22 protein-coding genes are annotated in these 23,176 nt (G+C 41.0%); 11 read left to right on the top strand and 11 right to left on the bottom strand.

The annotated features are described in order from the left end of the window. Window positions 1-102 precede the first annotated feature (102 nt). From wecB to V8G47_RS04180, 4 genes are read left to right on the top strand one after another with little or no spacing between them, the layout of a single operon-like run. The gene (gene wecB / locus V8G47_RS04195; protein WP_336199002.1) at window positions 103-1,197 is read left to right on the top strand and encodes a non-hydrolyzing UDP-N-acetylglucosamine 2-epimerase; all 1,095 of its coding nucleotides are present in this window, start codon (window positions 103-105) and stop codon (window positions 1,195-1,197) included. Continuing rightward, a complete protein-coding gene (locus V8G47_RS04190; protein WP_336199001.1) occupies window positions 1,187-2,179 on the top strand; it encodes an SDR family NAD(P)-dependent oxidoreductase in 993 nt (330 codons plus the stop codon). The genes wecB and V8G47_RS04190 overlap by 11 nt, the downstream gene beginning before the upstream one ends. Beyond that, on the top strand, window positions 2,176-2,997 hold the full coding sequence (locus V8G47_RS04185) for a dTDP-4-dehydrorhamnose reductase family protein (protein WP_336199000.1): 822 nt from the start codon (window positions 2,176-2,178) through the stop codon (window positions 2,995-2,997). The genes V8G47_RS04190 and V8G47_RS04185 overlap by 4 nt, the downstream gene beginning before the upstream one ends. After that, entirely contained in the window at window positions 2,994-3,875 is an 882-nt protein-coding gene (locus V8G47_RS04180) for an NAD-dependent epimerase/dehydratase family protein (RefSeq protein ID WP_336198999.1), read from the top strand. The genes V8G47_RS04185 and V8G47_RS04180 overlap by 4 nt, the downstream gene beginning before the upstream one ends. A 53-nt stretch (window positions 3,876-3,928) precedes the next feature. On the opposite strand, the gene V8G47_RS04175 is transcribed toward V8G47_RS04180, so the two are convergent. The 5 genes from V8G47_RS04175 to sat form a co-directional block, all read right to left on the bottom strand. Then, window positions 3,929-4,810, bottom strand: a complete 882-nt coding sequence (locus tag V8G47_RS04175; RefSeq protein WP_336198998.1) for a glycosyltransferase family 2 protein — start codon at window positions 4,808-4,810, stop codon at window positions 3,929-3,931. A gap of 99 nt (window positions 4,811-4,909) precedes the next feature. Continuing rightward, the gene (gene cysQ / locus V8G47_RS04170; protein ID WP_336198997.1) at window positions 4,910-5,683 is read right to left on the bottom strand and encodes a 3'(2'),5'-bisphosphate nucleotidase CysQ; all 774 of its coding nucleotides are present in this window, start codon (window positions 5,681-5,683) and stop codon (window positions 4,910-4,912) included. A gap of 46 nt (window positions 5,684-5,729) precedes the next feature. Then, the gene (gene cysC / locus V8G47_RS04165; protein ID WP_336198996.1) at window positions 5,730-6,326 is read right to left on the bottom strand and encodes an adenylyl-sulfate kinase; all 597 of its coding nucleotides are present in this window, start codon (window positions 6,324-6,326) and stop codon (window positions 5,730-5,732) included. A 26-nt stretch (window positions 6,327-6,352) separates the two neighbouring features. After that, entirely contained in the window at window positions 6,353-8,107 is a 1,755-nt protein-coding gene (locus tag V8G47_RS04160; protein WP_336198995.1) for an SLC13 family permease, read from the bottom strand. 13 nt (window positions 8,108-8,120) lie between these two features. Next, window positions 8,121-9,281 (bottom strand): sulfate adenylyltransferase, encoded by a 1,161-nt coding sequence (sat, locus tag V8G47_RS04155; protein ID WP_336198994.1) that lies wholly within the window; start codon window positions 9,279-9,281, stop codon window positions 8,121-8,123. Between the two features lie 280 nt (window positions 9,282-9,561). Between sat and V8G47_RS04150 the strand changes: the two genes are divergently transcribed. Next, entirely contained in the window at window positions 9,562-10,764 is a 1,203-nt protein-coding gene (locus tag V8G47_RS04150; protein ID WP_336198993.1) for a hypothetical protein, read from the top strand. A 41-nt stretch (window positions 10,765-10,805) separates the two neighbouring features. Here V8G47_RS04150 and V8G47_RS04145 read toward each other — a convergent pair whose 3' ends face one another. Next, window positions 10,806-11,879, bottom strand: coding sequence for a hypothetical protein (locus V8G47_RS04145; RefSeq protein ID WP_336198992.1), 1,074 nt, complete (start codon window positions 11,877-11,879; stop codon window positions 10,806-10,808). A 322-nt stretch (window positions 11,880-12,201) separates the two neighbouring features. Here V8G47_RS04145 and V8G47_RS04140 point away from each other — a divergent pair, with 322 nt between their 5' ends. After that, window positions 12,202-12,960 (top strand): CsxC family protein, encoded by a 759-nt coding sequence (locus tag V8G47_RS04140; protein ID WP_261751091.1) that lies wholly within the window; start codon window positions 12,202-12,204, stop codon window positions 12,958-12,960. Window positions 12,961-13,105: 145 nt separating this feature from the next. Here V8G47_RS04140 and V8G47_RS04135 read toward each other — a convergent pair whose 3' ends face one another. From V8G47_RS04135 to V8G47_RS04125, 3 genes are all read right to left on the bottom strand, one after another. Beyond that, window positions 13,106-14,395, bottom strand: coding sequence for a hypothetical protein (locus tag V8G47_RS04135; RefSeq protein ID WP_336198991.1), 1,290 nt, complete (start codon window positions 14,393-14,395; stop codon window positions 13,106-13,108). Between the two features lie 318 nt (window positions 14,396-14,713). After that, window positions 14,714-15,469, bottom strand: coding sequence for a CsxC family protein (locus V8G47_RS04130; RefSeq protein ID WP_261751089.1), 756 nt, complete (start codon window positions 15,467-15,469; stop codon window positions 14,714-14,716). A 197-nt stretch (window positions 15,470-15,666) separates the two neighbouring features. Continuing rightward, window positions 15,667-16,434 carry a CsxC family protein gene (locus V8G47_RS04125; RefSeq protein ID WP_261751088.1) on the bottom strand — a complete coding sequence of 256 codons (768 nt, stop codon included), beginning with the start codon at window positions 16,432-16,434 and terminating at the stop codon, window positions 15,667-15,669. Between the two features lie 235 nt (window positions 16,435-16,669). Between V8G47_RS04125 and V8G47_RS04120 the strand changes: the two genes are divergently transcribed. Together V8G47_RS04120 and V8G47_RS04115 are read left to right on the top strand one after the other, a co-directional pair. After that, the gene (locus V8G47_RS04120) at window positions 16,670-17,851 is read left to right on the top strand and encodes a ParM/StbA family protein (RefSeq protein ID WP_261751087.1); all 1,182 of its coding nucleotides are present in this window, start codon (window positions 16,670-16,672) and stop codon (window positions 17,849-17,851) included. A gap of 12 nt (window positions 17,852-17,863) precedes the next feature. Beyond that, entirely contained in the window at window positions 17,864-18,250 is a 387-nt protein-coding gene (locus V8G47_RS04115; RefSeq protein ID WP_336198990.1) for a hypothetical protein, read from the top strand. Window positions 18,251-18,293: 43 nt separating this feature from the next. On the opposite strand, the gene V8G47_RS04110 is transcribed toward V8G47_RS04115, so the two are convergent. Next, window positions 18,294-18,866, bottom strand: a complete 573-nt coding sequence (locus V8G47_RS04110) for a CotY/CotZ family spore coat protein (protein WP_261751085.1) — start codon at window positions 18,864-18,866, stop codon at window positions 18,294-18,296. Between the two features lie 383 nt (window positions 18,867-19,249). Here V8G47_RS04110 and miaB point away from each other — a divergent pair, with 383 nt between their 5' ends. The 3 genes from miaB to V8G47_RS04095 all read left to right on the top strand — a co-directional run bounded on the left by miaB (window position 19,250) and on the right by V8G47_RS04095 (window position 22,043). Next, complete coding sequence (gene miaB / locus V8G47_RS04105; RefSeq protein WP_336198989.1) at window positions 19,250-20,815, top strand: tRNA (N6-isopentenyl adenosine(37)-C2)-methylthiotransferase MiaB; 1,566 nt, start codon at window positions 19,250-19,252, stop codon at window positions 20,813-20,815. A 1-nt stretch (window position 20,816) separates the two neighbouring features. Continuing rightward, window positions 20,817-21,248: a RicAFT regulatory complex protein RicA family protein gene (locus tag V8G47_RS04100; RefSeq protein ID WP_034759994.1), complete on the top strand. Its 432-nt coding sequence runs from the start codon at window positions 20,817-20,819 to the stop codon at window positions 21,246-21,248. Window positions 21,249-21,506: 258 nt separating this feature from the next. Then, a complete protein-coding gene (locus tag V8G47_RS04095) occupies window positions 21,507-22,043 on the top strand; it encodes an outer spore coat protein CotE (RefSeq protein WP_034759992.1) in 537 nt (178 codons plus the stop codon). Between the two features lie 129 nt (window positions 22,044-22,172). On the opposite strand, the gene V8G47_RS04090 is transcribed toward V8G47_RS04095, so the two are convergent. Continuing rightward, window positions 22,173-23,162, bottom strand: a complete 990-nt coding sequence (locus tag V8G47_RS04090; RefSeq protein ID WP_261751082.1) for a YeiH family protein — start codon at window positions 23,160-23,162, stop codon at window positions 22,173-22,175. Between the last annotated feature and the right edge of the window lie 14 nt (window positions 23,163-23,176).

The raw sequence follows: 23,176 nt of genomic DNA, 5'->3' as shown, positions 1-23,176 counted from the left end.
CATATGAGTCAATCGCCTTTTTTCATAATAGAGAGAAGAGTCCAGGACATGTCCATCTTTTCAACATAAATATAATAAGAGAAACAAAAAGGAGAGGTGATCATGAAGATTGTGACTGTTTTAGGAACACGACCTGAAATTATCCGATTGAGTCTCATTATGAAAAAATTGGATCTACTTGCGGATGAACATATCATTGTCCATACAGGTCAAAATTTCACACATTCCTTAAATGGTGTGTTCTTTAAGGAACTGGGTTTAAGGGCGCCTGATTATGTACTAGCCGATAAGCAGCAAACCCTTGGTGAACAACTTTCATCTTTATTTACAGAACTTGAAAAGATACTGGTGAAAGAAGAGCCCGATAAAGTATTGGTACTTGGAGATACAAACAGTGGACTGAGTGCCATTCTTGCAGAAAGAATGATGATACCGGTGGTCCATATGGAAGCCGGTAACCGTTGTTTTGACTTGAATGTACCAGAGGAAAAAAACCGTAAAATCATTGATGCGGTGTCTTCTTACAATCTTGTATACACTCCTTACAGCAAGACGAACCTTCTTAAGGAAGGAATGACATCAAGCAAAATCATCATAACGGGTAATCCAATTTTTGAAGTGCTTACCCACTATGATCGCCAGATAGAGGATAGTTCCGTTCTTCACCAATTATCTCTGGGGGAAAAAGATTACTTTCTTGCAACCATTCACCGTGCCGAAAACGTCGACAACCCCGTCCATCTCAGTTCCATTGTCAACGCCCTGAATGAACTCGCCGACACACACAAAAAGAGAATCATTCTGAGCACGCATCCCAGAACCCGTTCGAAACTGCATGCAGCCTCACATATACAATTACATCCACTTATCGAACTTCACGAACCATTTGGCTTTTTTGACTTCATTAAGCTTGAAAAAAATGCATTCTGCGCATTAACGGATAGCGGTACTGTCCAAGAAGAATGTTGTATCTTTCACATTCCGACTGTAACCATCAGAAAGACAACGGAGAGACCTGAAACCGTGGATTGCGGGAGCAATTTTATATCCGGTTTAAAGGAAGAAAACATCATAACCGGGGTCAAGGTGATGACTTCGAAGCAATCCAACTGGACATGTCCGGCAGAGTATCTGGATACAAATGTTTCAGATAAAGTGATTAATATTCTATTAGGGGGTTCCGACATTGTTTACTAACAAGACGATTCTAGTGACTGGTGGCACCGGTTCATGGGGAAATGAACTGGTGAGTCAACTGCTTGAGAAAGATCCGAAAGAAATCCGCATATTTTCAAGAAATGAAACGAGTCAGGTATTGATGAAGCAAAAGTTTGAAAATCATCCCAAGCTGACGTTTGTCATTGGGGACGTGAGGGACAAGGAAGCTGTGAGAGAAGCCTCACAAAGGGTTGATTATATCTTTCACCTTGCTGCCCTCAAGCATGTCCCTGTGTGTGAATTTCAGCCATTGGAAGCACTGAAGACGAATGTAGTGGGAACTCAGAACATCATTGACGCAGCAATTGAAAATAATGTAGAAAAAGTCATCAATATTTCTACAGATAAAGCAGCAAACCCGTCCAATTTTTATGGATTTACAAAAGCGATGGGTGAGAAGTTGATCATCAATGCAAATGTGTTAACGGATAAAACAAAGTTTGTCTGTGTACGGGGAGGAAACGTATTGGGTACGAACGGAAGTGTCATTCACGTATTCAAACATGGAATCAAAACAAAGTCCAGAATCGGCATTACGGATAAAAAAATGACCCGTTTCTTCCTTACGATTAAAGATGCCATTAAGCTACTTTTCAAGGCAACGTATGAAAGTCATGGAGGCGAGATTTTCGTAATGAAAATGCCGACATGCAAGATTATGGACCTTGCAAGAGTATTGATAGATGAATATTCTCCAGATAAAGAAGTAGTTATTGAAGAATCGGGCATTCGTCCAGGGGAAAAGCTCCATGAACTCCTTCTGACAGAATTTGAAAGCCAAAATACAATCGTCTATGACAACGAATATTTTGTGATTCTGCCAACCATACCTATAAAGGGACTGGCAGAATATTATGACGGCTTTCCTAAAGTAGATTTAGATACCTACTCCTCTAAGGATAATATCATCAGTCATGATGATATCAAATCAATGCTGAAGGATGGAGGGTTTCTAGAATGAAGATCCTCGTTCTGGGAGGGCACGGAATGGCTGGTCATGTCATCGTGGACCATTTGAAGCGAAGTGGCCATCAGGTCTATTATACAGTAAGAAAAGAAGATACTGAGGGAATCCGATTGGATGTCAGGAATCTTGAAAATGTGAGGAAGGTTTTGAAAGAGTGTAGTGCTGACATTGTCATTAATGCGACGGGTCTCCTGAATGAGTATGCTGAAACCCATGTGATGGAAGCGGTTCAGGTAAATAGTTTATTACCTCATGCACTGAAGGAGATGGTCAATGAATTCGGAGGCAAATTAATCCATATCAGCACAGATTGCGTGTTTTCAGGGGAAAAAGGGCGATATTCAGAAAACGACACGAAAGATGGTACCAACATCTATTCTAAGTCAAAGTCCCTGGGAGAAATTGAATCACCTCCTCACTTGACAGTACGCACTTCCATCATAGGGCCTGAGTTGAAAAAGGATGGAATCGGTCTTCTTCATTGGTTCTTGCAGCAGAAAGGGACGATCAATGGCTATCAGAATGTCTTCTGGAATGGGGTGACGACACTTGAGTTGGCTAAAGCCATCCAGGCGTTCATCACGGATGATGTTTCAGGGCTTTATCATTTAAGCGTAGATCAAAGGATTTCTAAATATGACCTGCTCACCCTCTTCAAGGAAATCTTCAGGCACGATGAAGTGGACATCACACCAGTCGCGGAACCGGTACATGATAAAACTCTTCTTCATACAAGGAAGGATTATAAATATTCCGTTCCAAGTTATAGGGAAATGCTGGTTGAACTCCGTGATTGGATGAAGGGGAAATGAATAAAGTATTCATTTCCGGTGCGACGGGTTTCACTGGTCACCATGCTTGCGAATATTATGATGGGTTGGGTTATGAGGTCTATGCGGCTGTACGTAATCATTCTCTTTCCACTAAAGATGTTCGAAATGTGCATTGCAATCTAATGGATGCAGAAGCTTTGATGGTTTTACTTGAAAAAATTCGGCCAGACCTGATCCTTCACCTGGCCGCACAGAATCATAGCGGTCAATCCTGGAATGATCCCGTTACGACCATCAATACAAATGTAATCGGGACGATGAACCTCCTGGAAGCAGCAAAAAAAATCGTTCCCCGCGCGCGGATCCTCATTACAGGCTCTGTAATAGAATTCAATCCCTGCCACTCAACAGAGCCGAATCACCCATATGGACTATCAAAGTACATTCAGACTCTCTTATCAAGAAGTTGGTCCTCGTTTTATGACCTGGATATACGGATTGCCAAAACGTCCAATTTAATCGGTCCCGGCCATTCCAATGGCATCTGCTCCCTTGTTGCACAGAAATGTTTACAGTATCGGAAAGGGGACATAGAAGGATTTCACTTTCACAATGTACTGGATCGACGGGATTTCCTGGACGTAAGGGATGCGGTAAGGGCCTATGATTTCATCCTCCAAAAAGGAAGAAAGAATGAGACCTATGTCGTGGCATCAGGGGAAACGAATACTTTATTAGAAGTGGCGAAAGAATTGAAGAGGCTGTCTCAAAGTGACCTTCCATTAACCACGCAGCAGTTCGAGCACACGCCACCTGTTCATTATGTAATAGACAAACTTGAAAATCTCGATTGGAACCAGACCATACCCTTGAAGCAGAGTTTGAAAGATATCGTCGACTATTTTAAACAAGATTAACCGCTATCCCATGAAAGCTGAACCATTCAGCTTTCATGGGATATATTTTTTTTCTAGAAGTAGATGTTGAACTTCTTAAATAAGGCATCAACATCCATTTTTCTTCTTTTTACATAGTGAGCCCTTTTTTGTAATACCCCATCTTTGAGTACTTTTTTCTCTATGGTTGCTGCTGATCCATGGACAACCAGCGATTTTGCTTTCTTGATTCTTTTATCATCAAAATGAAGATAGGCCATCCTGAGTAAATTGTAATAGATTCCCTCATAGTTTACAGTGTACGGATGAGTTGTTCTAAACAAGTGCAGTACGGTAACGTTCGGGTCACAATGACATCGATAGCCAAACAGCCAAAGCTTGAGGGATAATTCAACATCTTCATGGCCCCATGTGGAAAAGCCTGTTTCAAATCCACCTACATCGTCAAACACTTGTTTAGAGATAATGATGCAGGCACCGGGCAGTACAGCCGTTTCAAATAGAGATTTTCGTTTCTGATGCCATTTGATCTTGAGTGAAGGAGTGAGGGACTGGCCGTATCCTTTTACGACGGGGTCCTGGATAGATCCGATGGCAGGGCATACGGCGTCGCTTGACCCCTTGACGATGTGGAAGACCAAACGATCGATCCAGAAATTTTCAAAGGTCATATGAGCATCACAGAATGCTAAATATGGATGTCGGGCTCTCGCTGCTCCCATGTTTCTGGCATTAGCCGGTCCAACCCCGTTTGTTCTAATATACGTAACTTTGTCCCGATATGGATAGTGGGTTAAAAAATTGCAGCATTGATCAGTTGAAGCATCATCCACGATAACGGCTTCCATCTCGATATTAGTGTTCAACGTGAACAAAGAGTCCAGAGTCATTTTCACGTTCTTCCCTTCATTACGCACCGGGAAAATGATGGATACCTTTGGAGGCTTGTTTCCCATAATCTCGCTCCCTTAAACTGAAATATTCTACGTTAGTGTATGTAAATGGGGATTTTCCGTGAATAGTGAAGAAGGCTGCGACGAGTGCCGCAGCCTTCTTCATTTTTTTATGGAACAAATGAAAGAAGGATTCGTAAGGACTTTCTTGTTATAAACAAGAGGGTTACCGGTCTCATATTCAATCACCTGTCCATATGCTTCCTCTACGATCATCTGACCCGCAGCTGTATCCCATTCCATGGTAGGGGCAAGTCGGGGATAATAGTGTGCGCTTCCTTCTGCGACCAAACAAAACTTTAATGAGCTTCCAATCGAAGTGAATTCAAGTTCTCCTTCTTGCCGTTGAAGGCCGTCGATATACTCCCGGGTAGCTTCCGACAGATGGGATCTTGAAATCACAACTTTCTTTACGCCTTTTGAAACAGTAGTGATCTTTACCTGTTTTCTCTTTTTCGAAGAACTGGCAGAAATGAGTTTATAGGCTCCTTTGTTCTCTTCCGCATAATAAAGTGTATCAGGTACTGGTGCATAAATGATGCCCAATACTGGCCTATTTCCCTGGATAAGGGCAATATTGACCGTGAATTCGCCATTTTTCTTAATGAATTCTTTCGTCCCGTCCAGAGGGTCCACCAGCCAAAAAGATGACCAGCTCTTTCTTTCATTGAAAGGGATACTGGCCCCTTCTTCACTGAGTATAGGAATGGTGGGAGAAAGATTGCTTAATTCGGTTTGTATATATGAGTGTGACAACTGATCTGCAATGGTGAGGGGGGATCGATCCGCTTTATCATGGATCGTATAGGCATCGTCGTATACTTCCAAGACTTTTTTTCCTGCCCCAATCGCAATTTCAATAACCTCATTCAGCAACTATCATCAACTCCTCGTATGAAATAGAAATAAATTTTAATAATCATTATATGAATCGCTTATTCCTTAAATAGTTTAATATTTGCAGAACGGATTCATCTATTGGTTGATTCTCTGTATCAATTACGATATCAGGGGATTCGGGGATTTCATAAGGAGAATCGATACCACTAAAGTTTTTCAACTCTCCTTTTTTCACTTTCTCGTAAAGGCCTTTCGGATCTCGACTGGCGCAAGTTTCAATGCTCGCCTGTACATAGATTTCGATGAACTCCCCATGTGGTAATAGGGATCTGATAAATGCCCGGTCTTCTTTATAGGGAGAAATAAAAGCAGCCAAGGTCAAGATGCCGGCATCGACAAAAAGTTTCGATACCTCACCAATTCTTCGGATGTTCTCGGTACGATCTTCTTCTGAGAATGCTAAATCACAATTCAAACCGTGACGAATATTGTCCCCGTCAAGACGGTACGTGTGATGTCCAAGCTCATGTAATTTCTTTTCTACTTCCACAGAGATTGTAGACTTTCCAGAACCGGACAATCCTGTAAACCAAAGCAATGCACTTTTATGCCCATTTAGTTGCTGCCTGTCTGCTTTCTGGACCTTGCCCTCATGCCACGTAATATTTTTCTTAATCATCTTAACACCTCCAATGTTTTCGATCGTTATAACCAAAAGTAATAGACCAGTAATACAGTGGTGATCATTGTAAGGATATTCAAGGGGATCCCCACCTTTAAGAAGTCTTTGAATCGATAGCCTCCCGGTCCATATACGATCAGGTTGGTCTGATAACCGATCGGTGTCGCAAAGCTTGCGGAAGCGGCAATGGTAACCGTTACGGCCAAAGCTGTTGGATTTAAATCCAGAGTATTTGAAACTTCCAGGATAATAGGGAACATGAGGACGGCAGCAGCACTGTTCGTCATCATTTCGGTAAATACATTAGTAAGGAGATAGATTGCCATAATGACGGCAAAAAGGCCAAACGGCTTAGAAGCGTGCATCAGTAGATCGGCAAGAAAAGCGGCGACACCTGAGTGTATCATCGCATACCCGATACCGAACGAGCAGGAAACCACCATGAGTACATTCCATTGAATGGCATTCTTTGCCTGGAGAGGACTGGCGATTCTTAAAGAAAGTAATAACATTGTCACAAACGCCATTCCTGTTAGCATCGAAATATATCCTAATGTCACCAGAAGGATCATCGTTCCCAGTAGTCCGACGGAGAACCATCCATTCCATGTCTGTTTACGGGTCATCATGGTCTTCTCCAGTGTAGCGGCAATATAGAAGTCATTCGTGTTGGCTTTCTTATAAAAATCAGTTCCCGTGGCAAGTAGTAAGATATCTCCCGGTTTTAAAATGATATCACCAATTTTATATTTCAACCGTTGATTTTGTCTGTGAACAGCTATTACAGCTGCATTGAATCTGCTCCTGAAATTGGTGTCCTTAATCTTCTTATATAATAATGAAGAATGATGGGAAACCACTGCCTCCGTCAACTGATGGTGTTTTGGAAAAGAGGATCCGCCATTGCTTTGTAACAAGAGGCCTTTATGTGATTGAAGCTCTGTGATGGTGGTAATATCCCCGGTGAATACCAAGCGGTCATGTGCCTTTAATAATGTTGTATTCGATACTGGAGTAATGGTCTCATCTTCCCTGATGATACTAACAAGAAATAGTCCCTTTAAGCTTCTTAACCTGGCTTGTTCAACCGTTTTCTGAATGTAAGAGAAGTCATCGAGTATTAAGACTTCTCCAGTGAACTCTCGTAAGGATTCAATATTGACAGTGCCTCCTCTCTCAGGAAGTAAGGAAGAACTGAAAAATATGAGATAACATAGGCCTATGAGAGTAATCGGTACCCCTATTTTCCCCAGTTCGAAAAACGTGAATCCAGGCAGGTTCGAGTCAAGAAGCAAACCATGGACAACGAGATTTGTGGAAGTACCAATAATGGTTATGGTACCTCCAAGGATCGTAGCATATGAAATTGGGATCAAAAATTTTGAAGGGGCGAGATGATGATCCTCACACCATTTCTTCACAAGTGGCGTAAAAGCGATGACGATGGGAGTATTGTTCAGGAATGCAGAAAGAAAAGAGATGGGGAAGAGGAGCTTGGCAAGCATGTGTTTCCTTGAAGTTGAACGGTTTAATAGCTTTTTGAAGGCATGATCCACAATTCCACTGTTTTGAATACTTCCGGCAATGATGAACAATAAACCGATGGTCAACATCCCTTCATTTGAGAATCCCCGTATGGCTTCCTGTGGCGTAATGACACCGGTCATGACAAAAAGGAGGAGAGTGGATGGAAGAATGATTTCAGGTCGCTCCACCTCAAAGACCAGCAATGACAGCATAGCGATCATTCCGATGATGACAATATAAAATTCAATCATGATGTAATCTCCTTCAGCTCTCCCTTTGAGAACCTTCCCCCATTTCATTAAGAAGTACCTCTATCACTTCTGGCCTTGAAAATTCTATTGGAGGCATTGTTCCGTCTTTTAACATTTTTCGCACTTTCGTACCGCTAAGGTGGATATGAAATTGTTCATCATGAGGGCATGTTTTTGAAGTAGCCATTGCAGCACATTTAATACAATGGAAGGCATGCTCGAACTTCAATATCTCGATACCGATATCTTCTCTGGTAAATTGATTGAAGATTTCCTGTGCATCGTACGTTCCATAATAATCCCCGACACCTGCGTGATCCCTGCCGACAATAAAATGGGTGCATCCAAAGTTTTTTCTTACTATACTGTGGAATAAGGCTTCCCTGGGTCCAGCATATCTCATGGCTGCAGGGAAGGTGGATAAGAGGACTCTCTCTTTGGGATAATACTCGTCGACTAATACTCGATAGCTTTTCATACGAATCTCTGCGGGAATATCATCTTGCTTTGTGTCGCCTACCAAAGGGTGTATCAAGAGACCATCGACTAGTTCAAGTGCTGTTTTTTGCAGATATTCATGAGCTCTGTGAATGGGATTCCGCGTTTGAAATGCAACGACTGTGTTCCAACCCAATTCATTAAATCGCTCTCTAAGCTGTTTCGGCGTTCGAAAATCTTTTTTGAAAATGGCAGGGAACCGAAGAAGTTTGACCGGACCTGAGACATACACGTCGTCTTTCTGATACGTCTTTTGAACCCCAGGGTGAAGGTTGTCCAATGTCCTAAATACGAAAAGGGCTTCCGCCTCTTTACTATATTCATATATTTCTTCAATTTCTAATGTTCCGTAGATCACTCCATCTTTTCCTTTAAGGGAAACGGTTTCCCCGATGGAAAATGTCTTACTCACTCTCTTCGGCACGGGGAGTGTAATGGGCAAACTCCAAACCATACCATTCGATAACCTCATTTCTTTCAATACGTGTAAATAGTCTCTTTGATTCATGAAACCCGTTAAGGGGCTGAAGGCTCCCGTTGAGAGCAGCACTAAGTCGGACAGACCCCAGGAATCGAGTGTAATTGATGGGAGAGTGGATGACTTTTTAAGTAACTCATCGCGCTCCTTCCCGATAACAACTTGATCAACAAGCATACCTCCGTGTGGGGATATCATAATGATTTCTCCTTTCGATTGGAATAATTCAATAAAGCAGTTGATGACCAGAATCCATCTGATCTACGGCTCCATTTATAGCTTTATAAAAAACTAACAATCTTGCTTTTACTAGTTTATGTGATGATCTACCAGTGGGAGAGGGCTGTTTAATAAAACAAGCATCTGCCTAGAAATGAAAGCGAAAGCGGCTTCAAAGATAATTATTTCAGAAATTCATATTTTTTTCCCCGTATTCATAAGATACATAGACTACAACAAAAGGGTGGTGAGCCTGTACATGAAATTATCAATCAACAACCATGATTGGGGAACGATTCCATTACATTCCGTAGCTGCCATCCAATTTTATTGTGCGGAGAATAATCATCAATTTCATTTGGACGAAGAAGCACAGAGGGTGGAAGTGAAAAGTTCCCTTCACGGAAAGAAAGTATGGCTATCAGTTAATACAAAGAATGCAAATATAAACAATGAAATAAATGAAAAAGTGATAGGCGCATTAACGAATTATGGAATAGTCGTTTCACCAAAACGTGATACAGGCAGGATCAGTGAGGGGGATTTGTTTGTTGAATTAGTGTCCAGTCATTCACAGGGTGAAGGCAAGTCTGTTTCGGTCGGTTATAATGAAAGGCTGAATTCCATCAATGTAAAGAAAAATCTCTCAATATATAAGAATGAACTGCCCTTCAAGGGATACTATTTGATACCTGAACACCATTCCATTCCCCATCTGAGATGCTCGATTAAATGTAAAGAAGAGGAATTCCTGTTAAAAGAAAGCCCTGTCTTACTAACCCAATGTGTGCTGAAAACACTGCTTGGAAATCAGAAGCCAAATTTATTGGATCTTAATATTCTCCAGCTATTCCAAACGGTAAGTAATCAAACAGGGGAATCAAGCAGTCATACAGTTCAGAAGAAACCAATTAAAGATATCCATATGGATGATAAAACGTACGAAGAAATCAAAATGCGAAAAGCAAATCGTAAAGTTCAAAAGGCTCAGGAAAAAAAGCCATATGCGGAAATATATTTTGATTACAATGTCATACCCAATCGAAAATCAGAACGCTACTCCATCAAAGCCGATTTCTTCATAAAGAACACAGGAAATGTTGACCTGATGAATCCGAAGATCTGCTTTCGAATGGATCCGCCTGATAAGATTGAAATAGGAGGACAGATCCTCCCACCTGAAATGAGTGAAATCTTTTCCCTGCAAGGTCAAAACGGGGCACAAGGATGGAAGTATATGGGGAAGGATTGGTTGGAAAAGGCCTATTCCACAGGAGAATACTGGATAGAATCAATACAGGAATCATTCATCCCCCCTGGTGAAACGATAGCAGTGGAGGGGCTGCAATATACGGTTGAACCTCTTGAAGAACAGGAAGTTTCAACTATTTTAGGCTTTGTACTATTTGAAGAGCAGGAGCTTCAGCTTAGCTCAAATAACAAGATAAAGATTACTTTTTAACAAGAAGACGATGCCACGGAATGAACTGTGGCATCGTTTTTTCATTCCTTTTCATTCTCTATGAAGTAATAATCCATCGGAGCTGGGAGTTTTTCTGCAGAAGATGGTTGACGTGCTGTAATGATAGGGGCCTGACTGCGTTTTTGACTCTCTACCAGACGTTTGAGCTCCAATAGACTGTGGGTCAAGGTTACATTATATTCCCGTATAGAGTCGACCTCCTCGAGAAAATCAATAAACTTTTGCTCCACTTGCTCAAATTTCCCCTCGAGTACCTCATTCTGTAGAGTAAAGTGAATGTCCTGTTCTTGTTCAACCGCTTCGATTCGTTCATCCTGCAGTTTGGTACGTTGATCGATATCAGCAAATTGGGAGGAAAGCCACCATTCATTTTCTTCAAAATGTTTTTGATATTGACTGATGAATGTTTTAATATACTCCATCTTTTGCTTTTCTGCTTGAATTAGTTGCTCCTTTGCAAATTGCAATGAATCAAGGGTATGTTTCCTTTCTGACAAGGCCTTTTCCAACTCTTCGGTTTTAGCTATCAGGTTAAAGAATATTTCTTTTTTCGTATCTTCTGAATGGGCCAGAGCTGAGTTTAAATCTGAAATATGAAGTTTTTTTCCTTGCAGTTCACTGTTTAAGCTGTCTATTTTTCTTAGATGCAGGATGTTTTCCTCCAATAGGGATTGATTTTTACTGAAGAGATCTTGTTGCTCCTTCTCGATTTCCGTTATTTTATGAGATAATTGTTTTTTTTCAAGCTTGATGGAAAGGAGTTCCTGTTGAAGGTCATTTTGGCTCACTTGCGACTGCTGCAACAGCTCATCCTTGCCGTGTAAGGCGTCATGAAGTGCCCTTGCCTGACTTTCCAGCTTCTCTTTGCCTTCTTTAAACAGGTTTCTGTCTTTTATAAGTTCCCTCTCAACGGTTTCGTTCTCATCGATCCGGCGGTAAGCAAGCGTTAATTCCTCCTGCGCCTTCTGAAGTTGTTCCTTATGGTACTCATTTTCAGCATACAAATAACTGCTTTTCAAAGTTCGAATCGTTTTATTCAAGTTCTCGATCTCGGATTTCAAATAGAGGACCTCTTGATCGGAAATGGTGTACATTGGTGGTAATTTCGCATCCTCCCTTATGATAATCTCCTCCTAAAGACTTTTACTCTATTGTATGGACCCAATTGGCTAAACGTTACAAGTACCCAAGCTGTCTAGATTGATTAAAAGCTTACTGTGTATGAGTTCATAACATGTTTCATAGATTACTAGAAGGAGTGCTAGAAATATGTTTAAGCCTACCGACAGTCGTCCACTCATTTCTTCAAAAAATTCATAGATTATAGTAAGTCAATAGAAAAGGAATCCTCACTGTTTTTATTACATCTATGACCTTTTCCATTGATTAATTTATGACTATCAGGAGTGAATGGATATGAAAAAGAATACAGGCTGCGGATTTGGTCATCACGGATGCCCTCCACAACCATCAAGCGATAAGGCAAAATCAAAAAGCTTATTTACAGAAACTTACGTGCCAGATGTTGACTTGGAAGAAGTAACAGTAGTTCTGGGAGATGTATTTCTTCAATCTTTAACAGAAGCGGAAGTTCATCTGCCAACCTATGCTAGTGCCATTAAAAACATCGAGAAAAACGTCTCTCTCACACAATGTAAAGCGATTCCTGTACCAGGGTTTCCGGATTACGTGAAATTATTCGTAGAAGGGATTGTCCATAAGAACATTCAATATGTAGAAGGTTCCTATGGAGTAGTAAAGGATTATAGTGTTGACATTCCTTTTAAAGCGTATGATCGAGTGAGACTGGCTACCCCTGTCAGCAATCCGTTCGGAATTGACTTCAGCATTAAGAAGAATGTGCTGCAAAGAAGAGAACTTGCCAAGGACGGAATGGGAGCTAACCGCTGCGAATTTGGATCATTGACGTTTGAAATCAATAATGAACCGATCAATTGCAAACTTCTGGCTTCTGCTGTTAATCAGTGGGATATTACCGAGAACTTTGACAACTGGGGACGCTTTAATAAAATCACAGAAAAAATGGACATCAATCTGCTTATTAAATTAACTCAGAAGAGACAGCAAATGGCTGGAGACGGGGATACAGCTGGAGGAGAAGAGCAAGGTCCAGAAGTAGTCTATAATCGTTTCAGAAATATCATCCAACAATAATGACTAAATGGAAATGTCTTGTAAGCGATGGAGCATGCTTTCTTGAAAGGCATTGTAAGAGATTACGAAGATAATGGTGCGAGGGCAGAGTGAAGAGTTGAAAAGGGGTTCACCCTGAGGGTGAACCCCTTCCTCTTTATACATATCATTGAATCAAATCATCTGAATGGATGTGCACAAATTGTTCTTGTGTTAAATGTAGGCATACCTGTAAACAACCTTGGATTTTTAAAGTTGACTGGCCATTTTGCTTAATGGATTCATGGTGACTGATAAACGTGAAATCTTGTAGAAAATGTTCAATTGGTTCACAGAAGGAATAATGACATTCATGATGAGTGCTTGGTTCTTGGGTGTTTTCTGCCAGGAATGTGTATTCTTTCATCTCACTCATAGGGATATTAGGCGGAAGTATCCAACGAATGGGAATGGTGTGATCCCATTGAATCGGGATGTGGATAGAGTGTATGGAAGCTGTTTCCCCTGGGTTTACATATTGAATCGAAGCAACAAGAGTCCCTTTCACAAACACAATTCCAGCAGGAAGTGGAGTATTCGATTTAAGAGATTGGATGGACCAATGTATAGAAAGGATATGTTCAATTGGAAACGGTAATTCAACGTCTTTAAAGATGGCGACCTCAATCTGCAAAGTGGACAGTACAACGGGAATCTTTACAGTTAATGAGCGAGAGTCGGGTAAAGTGGTTTCATTCGAACTTTCCAGGTCCAGGTGTTGTTCTTCCGAAAATAGTTCATTTTCGAAACGGTCTTTTAATGCCGTCAGATTTGGGTGTTGGGGTCCGGTTTCCTCGACATCCTCTTGATGTTCATGACTGACTTCATCGGTCTCCTCTTGATGTTCAGGTTTGTCGTATCTGATATCCTCTTCCTGCTCCTTGATCGTTTCCCGCTCTGTGGAAATCTTTTTGAGAACAGAGGTTAAGGAACCAATGCAATGAACGAAATCGGTCTGCTTACTTGTCAGCGGACTCAAATTTTTTTCACAATAGATTGTTTCTAAGTAATGACTAAATGAAGGCAGGTGATTTTCATTATGATCAAATTCATGATCCGAGTATAGCATTTCTTCTTCAGGTGCAGGAGGGGGAGCATTGATGAGATTCCGATTTCGTTCGTGATGGTCTTCTTCGTCTGCGTGGAGATATCTCTGCTCCTCCAGCTCTTCCTCCAACATCATAAATATCTCTTCCCGGATCGATACAGGTTCATTTCCCACTTCAGTATCCTCTATAAGAACTTCTTCCTCCAAATAGGACTCGATTTCATTCTTTTCATCTGAAGTGGAAGGGGCGGCGTTGTTCCAGGTTTCAGTTATATCCTTTACAGTGTTATCGGACTTCAAGTCCCCGTGTTCCTGTTCATCAGCTGAACCATCGGTTTTGCTCAGTTTATTTTCTTGGTTTACCTCCATATCCATCACCTTGGGTGGAGGGAAAAACGTCGGGTGGGAATGAATTTTCTCCTGAGAACCTTTTGGCGGATCTGTATTTTTTACGGGACTTTTTTCATTCGTCACATGATCTTGTAAGGAAAGGTCTTGCTTCTGAGTAAGGTTAAATATAGAAAATGAAGGAGATTTCCGGTTGTTTCTTTCCTTTTCTGTCATCTTATTCAGAAAATAGCTTTCTATATCATTATTGTTTTCTTCTCTCATAATCATGGTGATCGGTGCGTTTTACATCACACCTAATCATTTACCTCCTCTCTAAAAATGAATGAATAGGCATGATCAGTCACAATCATCATTCGTGGTGGAGGTAACCCGTATTTGTTGGTTCTGAAGAACTTTTACACATATATCTATGACCATTTTCTCTTCGATGGTGCGGAAGTAGCCTTCTCCAATGGGACCGGTATGAGGGAGTGGGCACCGGTCGATGGCTTCATCCCACTCAATGATTTTGCTTGAAACCAACTCACAATACGGGATTTCATTGTAAAATTGATGGCTTTCCTGATGGAATTGGGATAAATCATGGGTTTGTAGTTCATCTTTTTCCGGATACCCGGAAGGCAGCGGCTTTGAAATAAAGAAATCAAATTCCTGACGATTATTCACTTCCGGCATGACCGGCATGGATAAGAAATGCTTAATGTCTGTCACACATTGAAAAGGTATATCCACTGTGTATGAGTGAAGATCTGATGCAATCGATGTAAGGGACGTTTCTTCAATTTCTTTACAAGGGCTTGCATATTGGATGTTTTTTCGTACAAAACCTTTTACAAAAAGTTTATTAGAAGGAAGAAGAAGTCTGCACTGTGTTAATTTTATCGTTTTTTTAATATCTTTAATTTCCAAAACGGCTTCTGGAAAAGTGATCGTCGCATCTACATTTACCTGTAGTGTCAGTTCCGCCAAAACAACAGGTACCTTGGTCACAATTTTTCCGATACTGACTTTTGGGTGATGACAATGGCTTTTACAATCATGCATATTTGACGTTCCATGGCATTCGGACATTTTATGATGATTTTCAAACATAAGGGGCCTCCTAAAGCAAGATAATGCCATCTTATGATTTAGATTGATAGTTGTTTGGGCCTGAGCCTATATGTATAGAGACTAATTATGGAAAGCCTGCCACAAATACTGATGAGAATGTTGTTCAGAAAGAAAATGCACACGCCCTACTGTTCTCGGGAACAGTAGGGCGTGTGCTGATGATACTAGTTTACTGCTTATTCTGCAGTAAGGCGGATTTGCTGTTTTTGTAATACTTTAATGGTAAAGTTGAGGGACATTTTTTCTAGCATATTGTAGAAATACCCTTCACCTACAGGACCTTCGGATACACGATCTGTTGATTCATCCCACTCTAAAATACTGCTTGAAAGCAATTCACAATAAGGAAGTTGATTGTAGTATTGATTGCTGTATTGATGGAATTGGGAGATATCATTGGATAAATATTGATCCTTCTCTGGATAGCCTGTACCTAAATCTTGAGCTCTAAAGAAGTCAAATTCCTGACGGTTATTTGTTCTTGGGAGCTGGACTGGAGAATCCAGGGTAATCGTAGTCATGCATTTGAAAGGGACGCGGACTGTTAATGATTTAATATCAGAAGATATGCAGGATCCATCGAATCCAGATCCTCCACATGGTGTTGCATATTGAATGTTCTTGCGCACATACCCTGATAATAGCAGAGGAAATTGTGCACCATCTTCACTGAAGTCGCCATTGCTTGTTGGAATTGTCATTAAACGGCATTGTACAATTTCGACTTTCTTTTTTACATCTTTGATTTCCATTACAGGCTCTGGAAATGTAATGTGGGCTTCCAGGTTACTTGATACACGATATACTCCTAAATCTACTGGGACATGGACAATTCTTTCACCTGCCGGGGTTAGAATGGGATCGACTGTTGTGTTGTCGCAGTGATCGAGTGAAGCAGACTTATCTACGTTCACACAATTTTTACTCTTATTATAATCACTCATTTTTTTTCCTCCTATTTAATAAACAATATTTAAACTACACTTTATAATATGCGGGAAGAAACTATTAAGAGTGGATATATGAATCAGTATAAGAGTGGAAATTTACTAGGGAAAATCATTTTAGTAGAAATAGCGCTCTTCCATTTTTCGTTACTGCCCCGGAAAAATTTATGACTGGGTACGTGCACAGATGTTTTCTATCCCGGCATAAGCTTTAGGGAAGGAGGAGGATGTAATGGATAGGCATAATTATGCAGCTGTTGACTTGGGAAACAGCTTTTATAAAGCCATTGTATCAACTCAAGGTGAAGTGAGAGAGTATTCCATGCCGAATGCAATTGCGTTATTTGATGAAGAATTTTATGAGAAACCTTACGACGACGAGGATGTTTTACTACAAGACAATTTGATTGTGGAAGTGAACAGTTCAGCACTTCATGAAAAAAGGGATCCATATTATATCGGTAAAGCAGCAGCCAGACAGCGAAATGTGAGTTTAACGGCCTTTAATAATCAGAAGGTAGATGAAGACCGTACTTACACCCTTTTATTTGGCATGTTGGCCCATCATGCTGTAATGAACACCCGATCTGAGACAGATCTATCCTTTGAGATCGATCAATTGGCGGTCTCTCTGCCGACCACTCAGTATAAAGAGCGGAAAGATACGTTGAAAAGCCGTCTCATCGGGACCCATACAGTTTATCTTCACAAGGTTCCTGGTATGGCTTCCCCTAAAGAAATCATTGTAAGACTTCAGATTAAAGATGTCATTATCGGGGCTGAAGGAGCCTGTGCCTACCTGGCATTGACACGGGATGAAGAGACATTGGGAGTCAAAGATGAAGCTCTTTTACAGGACTCTGCCAAAGGGATCCTGATCGGTGACCTGGGAGGGGATTCAGTGGATTTTGTAGGAATCAAAAATAATAAGCCAGTGGCTTCCATCGAGGGCGAACCTTTCGGGATCAACCAGTTTTTAGACCATATCATTCAGAAAGTAAGTAAGTATGAGCTATACAAGTTTGATTCAAGGTCTGAGCTGGAGGAGAAGCTGGTGGCAGGTCAATCCGAGTGGTATGTAGAACCATTCGCAGGTGTGAAAAAGGATATAAGTAAATATATCATCCCTCAGTTAAAATCATTGGCCATTAAATACCTGGAACATTTCGACCGTGTAAGGAACAGCTCAAATGAAATAAAAGGGGCGGTCAAATACATTGCAGTTGGCGGTGCAGCAAAAATAGCCGAATCCCATATAAGGGAAGCGGCGGTGAAGTGGGCAGAAAGAGGACGCCCCATTGAATTATTTTTCCCGCAAAATATGGAAAAATTAAACGTAACAGGATTGATGATCCTTGCAAAATTGAATCAGTTAAAAAACAATCCTGTGCATATGCAATATACAAAAAGCTAAAGGTTGATGAGTATGCCTGAAAAATATGCAGATTACTTTCAAGATACCATTCTAACGATCCCCGATAGCTTCGTAAATGTTAAAACCGGGGAAACGAAAGCCATCACTTCCAAGATTAAAGAGCAAGTCGCCTATCATGCCAAAAATAATACATTGAATCATCTTGTTTTTTCTGCACTGCATGATTACCTGCATCACGCTAAACCTGTTCAAGTTACGGTACAATCCGAACATGCCATATTAGAAGAACTAGTGGAATTAAAGAGATTGCTGCTTCAACATGGAAATGATTCCTCCAAGACCTTGAACGAATACAACATTAAGAGTCCAAAGGAACAAAATCATGCTTCCGTTGGAATGAAAGAAATTGACGATCTACTTGAAGCTTTTGGAGGATGAAAAAGGTGAACGACTCTCGTTCACCTTTTTTCATTGGATGCATTTATAAATGAACGGCAGGCAGGCAGGTAATAGCACAGAAACAAGACAAGTCAACAGTTATACAAATTCCGGTTCCCATCAAATCATCCACACTTTTGTGGTCGATCTGTTTACAAGGTGAAGAGAGGGCGCATTTACTTTCATGATGATGGGAATCGCCCTTATGGTGGTCGGATTTAAAGGTCAATAATTCAAGAGTCGCACATTTATGATCAAGGTCTATTACCTTAAAGACGTAGGTCTCAATGCACTTGAAGGTTTTTTTCTTTTTTGAGTGACAGTGATAGGTCGTAACACCAGTGCCCTTAAATGGCTCGCAGCCACAATATAAAATAAAAGGGATGGTATTCTTCTTGGGTTTCTTTTTTTCACAAAGTAAATCCTCTATGGACTTTTTACACGAAGAATCACAACCATGGTCTTTTCTTGCTTTTTTCTGAGCTTCAAGGATTGCTTCTAAAACGTCTTCTACACAATGATTATAATGCCTGGAGCGGGAGTCATGGCATTTGTTCTTTTGATAATCTTCATGGAAATAGGTGTCCTGGGCATTTGAATTCTGACTATAACTCATTCTTTAACACTCCTTTACAATTTACTACTAATTATCATACGTTCATAAGGGAATATTCGATTGAGCCTCTAGCCTAAAATGATAAAAAATAGATTTCAGGTACATAATTGGTAGTTAATCAATGCTTAAGGGATGTGACGATAGATGAACGTTTCCCTGTGTGGCAGAAAGAGGATACATATGTAAAGAAATGATCATAGTACAGTAGAATTACTAGCTATGATAGGAATGAAACATTTTTCAACACTTTAGCGACTCTATTGTATGTAGGGTTGAAAACCTTTATACTATAGTAATGTGCAACAATGTTTATCCTGTTAATTCGGCCGGCTTTATATATAGAAGAAAACGGTTTGGTTATAGAGGTAGAAAGGGGATTATTCATGAACGAAGAACAGCGAAAACATGGACAACAATCGAAGTCTGTATCTCCAGCAGACCAAAAATCTGTTAAGGATTACAGCAAGTACTTTGAAAGTGTCTATATCCCTCCGTCTTTAAAAGATGCCAAGAAGCGTGGGAAAGAAGAAATAAAATACCATAATGACTTTACAATCGATGATCAATATAGAGGACTCGGGGAAGGAAAGAAATTCTATATCCGCACCTATGGTTGTCAAATGAATGAGCATGATACAGAAGTGATGGCAGGGATCTTCATGGCACTCGGTTATGAAGCAACGAATTCGACAGAAGATGCGGATGTCATCCTATTGAATACATGTGCCATCCGTGAAAACGCTGAGAATAAGGTGTTCGGCGAATTAGGACATCTCAAACATTTAAAACGGGAAAAGCCTGATCTATTAATTGGAGTATGCGGATGTATGTCCCAGGAAGAATCGGTTGTCAACAAAATCCTGAAAACCTATCAACAGGTCGACATGATCTTTGGAACGCATAATATTCATCGTCTTCCTCAAATATTATCTGATGCTTATATGTCCAAGGCGATGGTCGTTGAGGTCTGGTCGAAAGAAGGGGACGTCATTGAGAACCTTCCAAAAGTCCGCCGTGGCAATATCAAGGCATGGGTCAATATCATGTACGGATGTGACAAGTTCTGTACATACTGTATCGTGCCGTATACACGAGGGAAAGAAAGAAGCCGCCGTCCTGAAGAAATCATTCAGGAAGTCCGCCATCTGGCTGCACAAGGGTACCAGGAAATCACTCTCCTTGGTCAAAACGTCAACGCATACGGTAAGGATATTGAAGACCTTCAGTATGGGCTGGGAGACTTAATGGATGATCTTCGTAAGGTGGATATTCCACGTATCCGATTCACTACCAGTCATCCAAGGGATTTCGATGATCATTTAATCGAAGTTCTTGCCAAGAAAGGAAATCTGGTCGAGCACATTCATTTACCTGTTCAATCAGGTTCGACAGATGTCCTGAAAATCATGGCACGAAAGTATACCAGGGAACAATTCCTGGAATTAGTGGGCAAAATTAAAAAAGCCATGCCGGACGTGGCGCTTACGACAGATATTATCGTGGGTTATCCAAATGAGACCAATGAACAATTTGAAGAAACCCTTTCTTTATATAAGGAAGTTGGCTTTGAATCAGCATATACCTACATCTACTCTCCACGGGAAGGTACCCCTGCAGCGAAGATGAATGACAACGTGCCGATGGAAGTGAAGAAAGAACGCCTTCAAAGGCTGAATGCAGTGGTGAAAGAATATTCTGCTGAAGCGATGAAGAAATATACGGGTCAAATCGTTGAAGTGCTTGTGGATGGGGAAAGCAAGAAAAATCCGGACATATTGGCAGGCTACACAAGACGCAGTAAGCTCGTAAACTTCAAGGCTCCTAAAACAGCCATTGGGAAAATAGTGAAAGTGAAGATCACAGATGCCAAGTCGTGGTCATTGGATGGGGAAATGGTAGGAGAAGGCCAAATCGGAACAGAATTCCAGGAAGCAGTAGAGGTGAAATAATATGGCAAAGTATACAAAAGACGATATTATGAAACGTGCAGAAGAATTGGCAACAATGATTGCTGAAACGGAAGAAGTGGATTTCTTTAAGCGGGCGGAAGCACAGATCCACGAAAATCAAAAAGTCCGTGAAATGATCGCAAGTATCAAGAGTTTACAAAAACAAGCCGTTAACTTCCAACACTATGGGAAAATCGAAGCCCTGAAAATGGTTGAGGCGAAAATTGAAAACCTTGAAAAGGAAATCGATGAGATTCCGGTTGTTCAACAATTTAAGGAATCCCAAACGGATGTGAATGATTTACTGCAAATCGTTGCTTCGGTGATTTCAAATAATGTGACAGATCATATCATCGAGACTACGGGTGGTGACCTACTCCGTGGGGAAACAGGTTCACATGTGAAAAATTCAGCCCCTGGCAGCTGTTCCTGATTCAGGGATCATATTAAACGCCATACAAACACAGGTCATAACGATCTATACAGGAAAGGGATCTCCCTTTCCTGTATAGATCGTTTTTTTTGTTTGTTATTTCACCATTCCCGTCAAGCGCATTCCGGAACATTCAATTGGGATTCGCATACAATACATTATCTAAGCAACAATCCCATTATGTAATAAAATTTACTCGCACAAACACCTAGATAGTCGCATAAGATGAATTGAAAATGAATGAGGAGGTTCGCTCGAATGGCAGAATATAGAGAGATTATCACTAAAGCGGTCGTAGCGAAGGGACGTAAATTTACACAGTCTCATCATACGATTTGCCCACCGCATAATCCATCGAGCATTTTAGGCTGCTGGATCATTAACCATCAGTATGAAGCACACAAAGTCGGCAAGAAGGTCGAAGTTCACGGTTTTTACGAAATCAACGTATGGTACTCCCACAGTGACAACACGAAAACTTCGGTTGTAACCGAGAGAGTAGAATATACAGATTGCATTAAATTGAAATACCGTGATCCAGACTGCTTAGATGACATTGAAGTATGTGCGAGAGTACTGCAACAGCCAAATTGCTGCGAAGCGGTCATTTCACCGAACGGTAACAAAATCATCGTTCACGTCGAACGTGAATTCCTGGTGGAAGTTATCGGAGAAACGAAAGTATGTGTCCTAGTGAATCCTGAAGGTTGTGACGATGAAGACTGGGATTGCGACTTGGATGATGAAGAATTTGAAGAGTTAGACCCAGACTTCTTAGAAGGCGACGAAGAATAAAATAGACTAGGAAGACGGCCTCTTCCTAGTTTTTTCTTCTTAGCACGTAAGCAGTCGGAAAATGGATATGAACCAACGGGCATCTGTGCAGATGCTCTTTTTTTATGGAAATGTCGTTACTGTTTTCGCTTAGAGAATAAGCAATAAACTGATGACAGCGCATGTGATAGAAGCGATCAATCCCGTCAGGAGAGGTTTAATTCCCAGACGGATGATATCTTTTCCTTTTACTTGAAGACCCACAGCCGTCATCACCATGATGATCATGAACTTGGACGAACTCTTAAGGTATGACTCCATGTTCATTGGAATCAATCCAAATGTATGAAGCAGTGACATGGCCAGGAACAAAAATATGAACCACGGAAAGGCTTTCTTATAATGAGATCCCCCTGTACTTTTCTTCCTTAAGATAAACGGAAGAATGAACATCACAGGAATCAGGAATAATGTTCTGGCAAGCTTCACCGTCGTCGCTACTTCACCTGCTTCGTCTCCATATGCGTAACCAACGGCAACCGCCGAAGAAGTATCATGTACGGCGGTACCCGCCCAGATCCCAAACGATAGATCAGACATGTCGAGAAGATGCCCGATGATGGGATACGTAACAAATGCAATTAAATTAAAGAAGACGATCGTGGATAATGCATAAGCGGTTTCATCCTCTTTAGCACCGACGATCCCTTTAACGGCTGAGATTGCTGTGGCTCCACATATGCTGGTGCCGATACCGATCAATAAGCTCAGCCTTTTATCGATACGGAGCCATTTCCCTACAACATAAGTCACTGAAATGCCTATGGTGACAGAGAAAAATATCACCCATAGAGCTCTTTGACCGATATGGAGGATATCATAAAGGCTCAATCCTACACCCAGAAAAACGATGGCCACTTTCAATAGAACCTTCAAAGTAAACTGTATTCCCGGATCGAAAGCTTTTGGGAGTTTTGTTGTGTTTTGGAGGATCGCCCCGATCAAGATCGCAAATAACAAGCTGCCGATCAGTGGAAAAAGGGTGCCCAACCCTCTTGATATTATACTGATTAATAGGATGATGAAGAGGCCCCAGGCTTCTCTCGGAAGAATGGAGCCTTTGTGTTTGTCATGCTGCAAAATTCATTAGCTCC

Source organism: Rossellomorea sp. LJF3 (genome assembly GCF_037046045.1).
GTDB lineage: Bacteria > Bacillota > Bacilli > Bacillales > Bacillaceae_B > Rossellomorea.
Note: the sequence above shows the minus strand (reverse complement) of the source record. Positions and strands in the feature narration are given on the sequence as shown.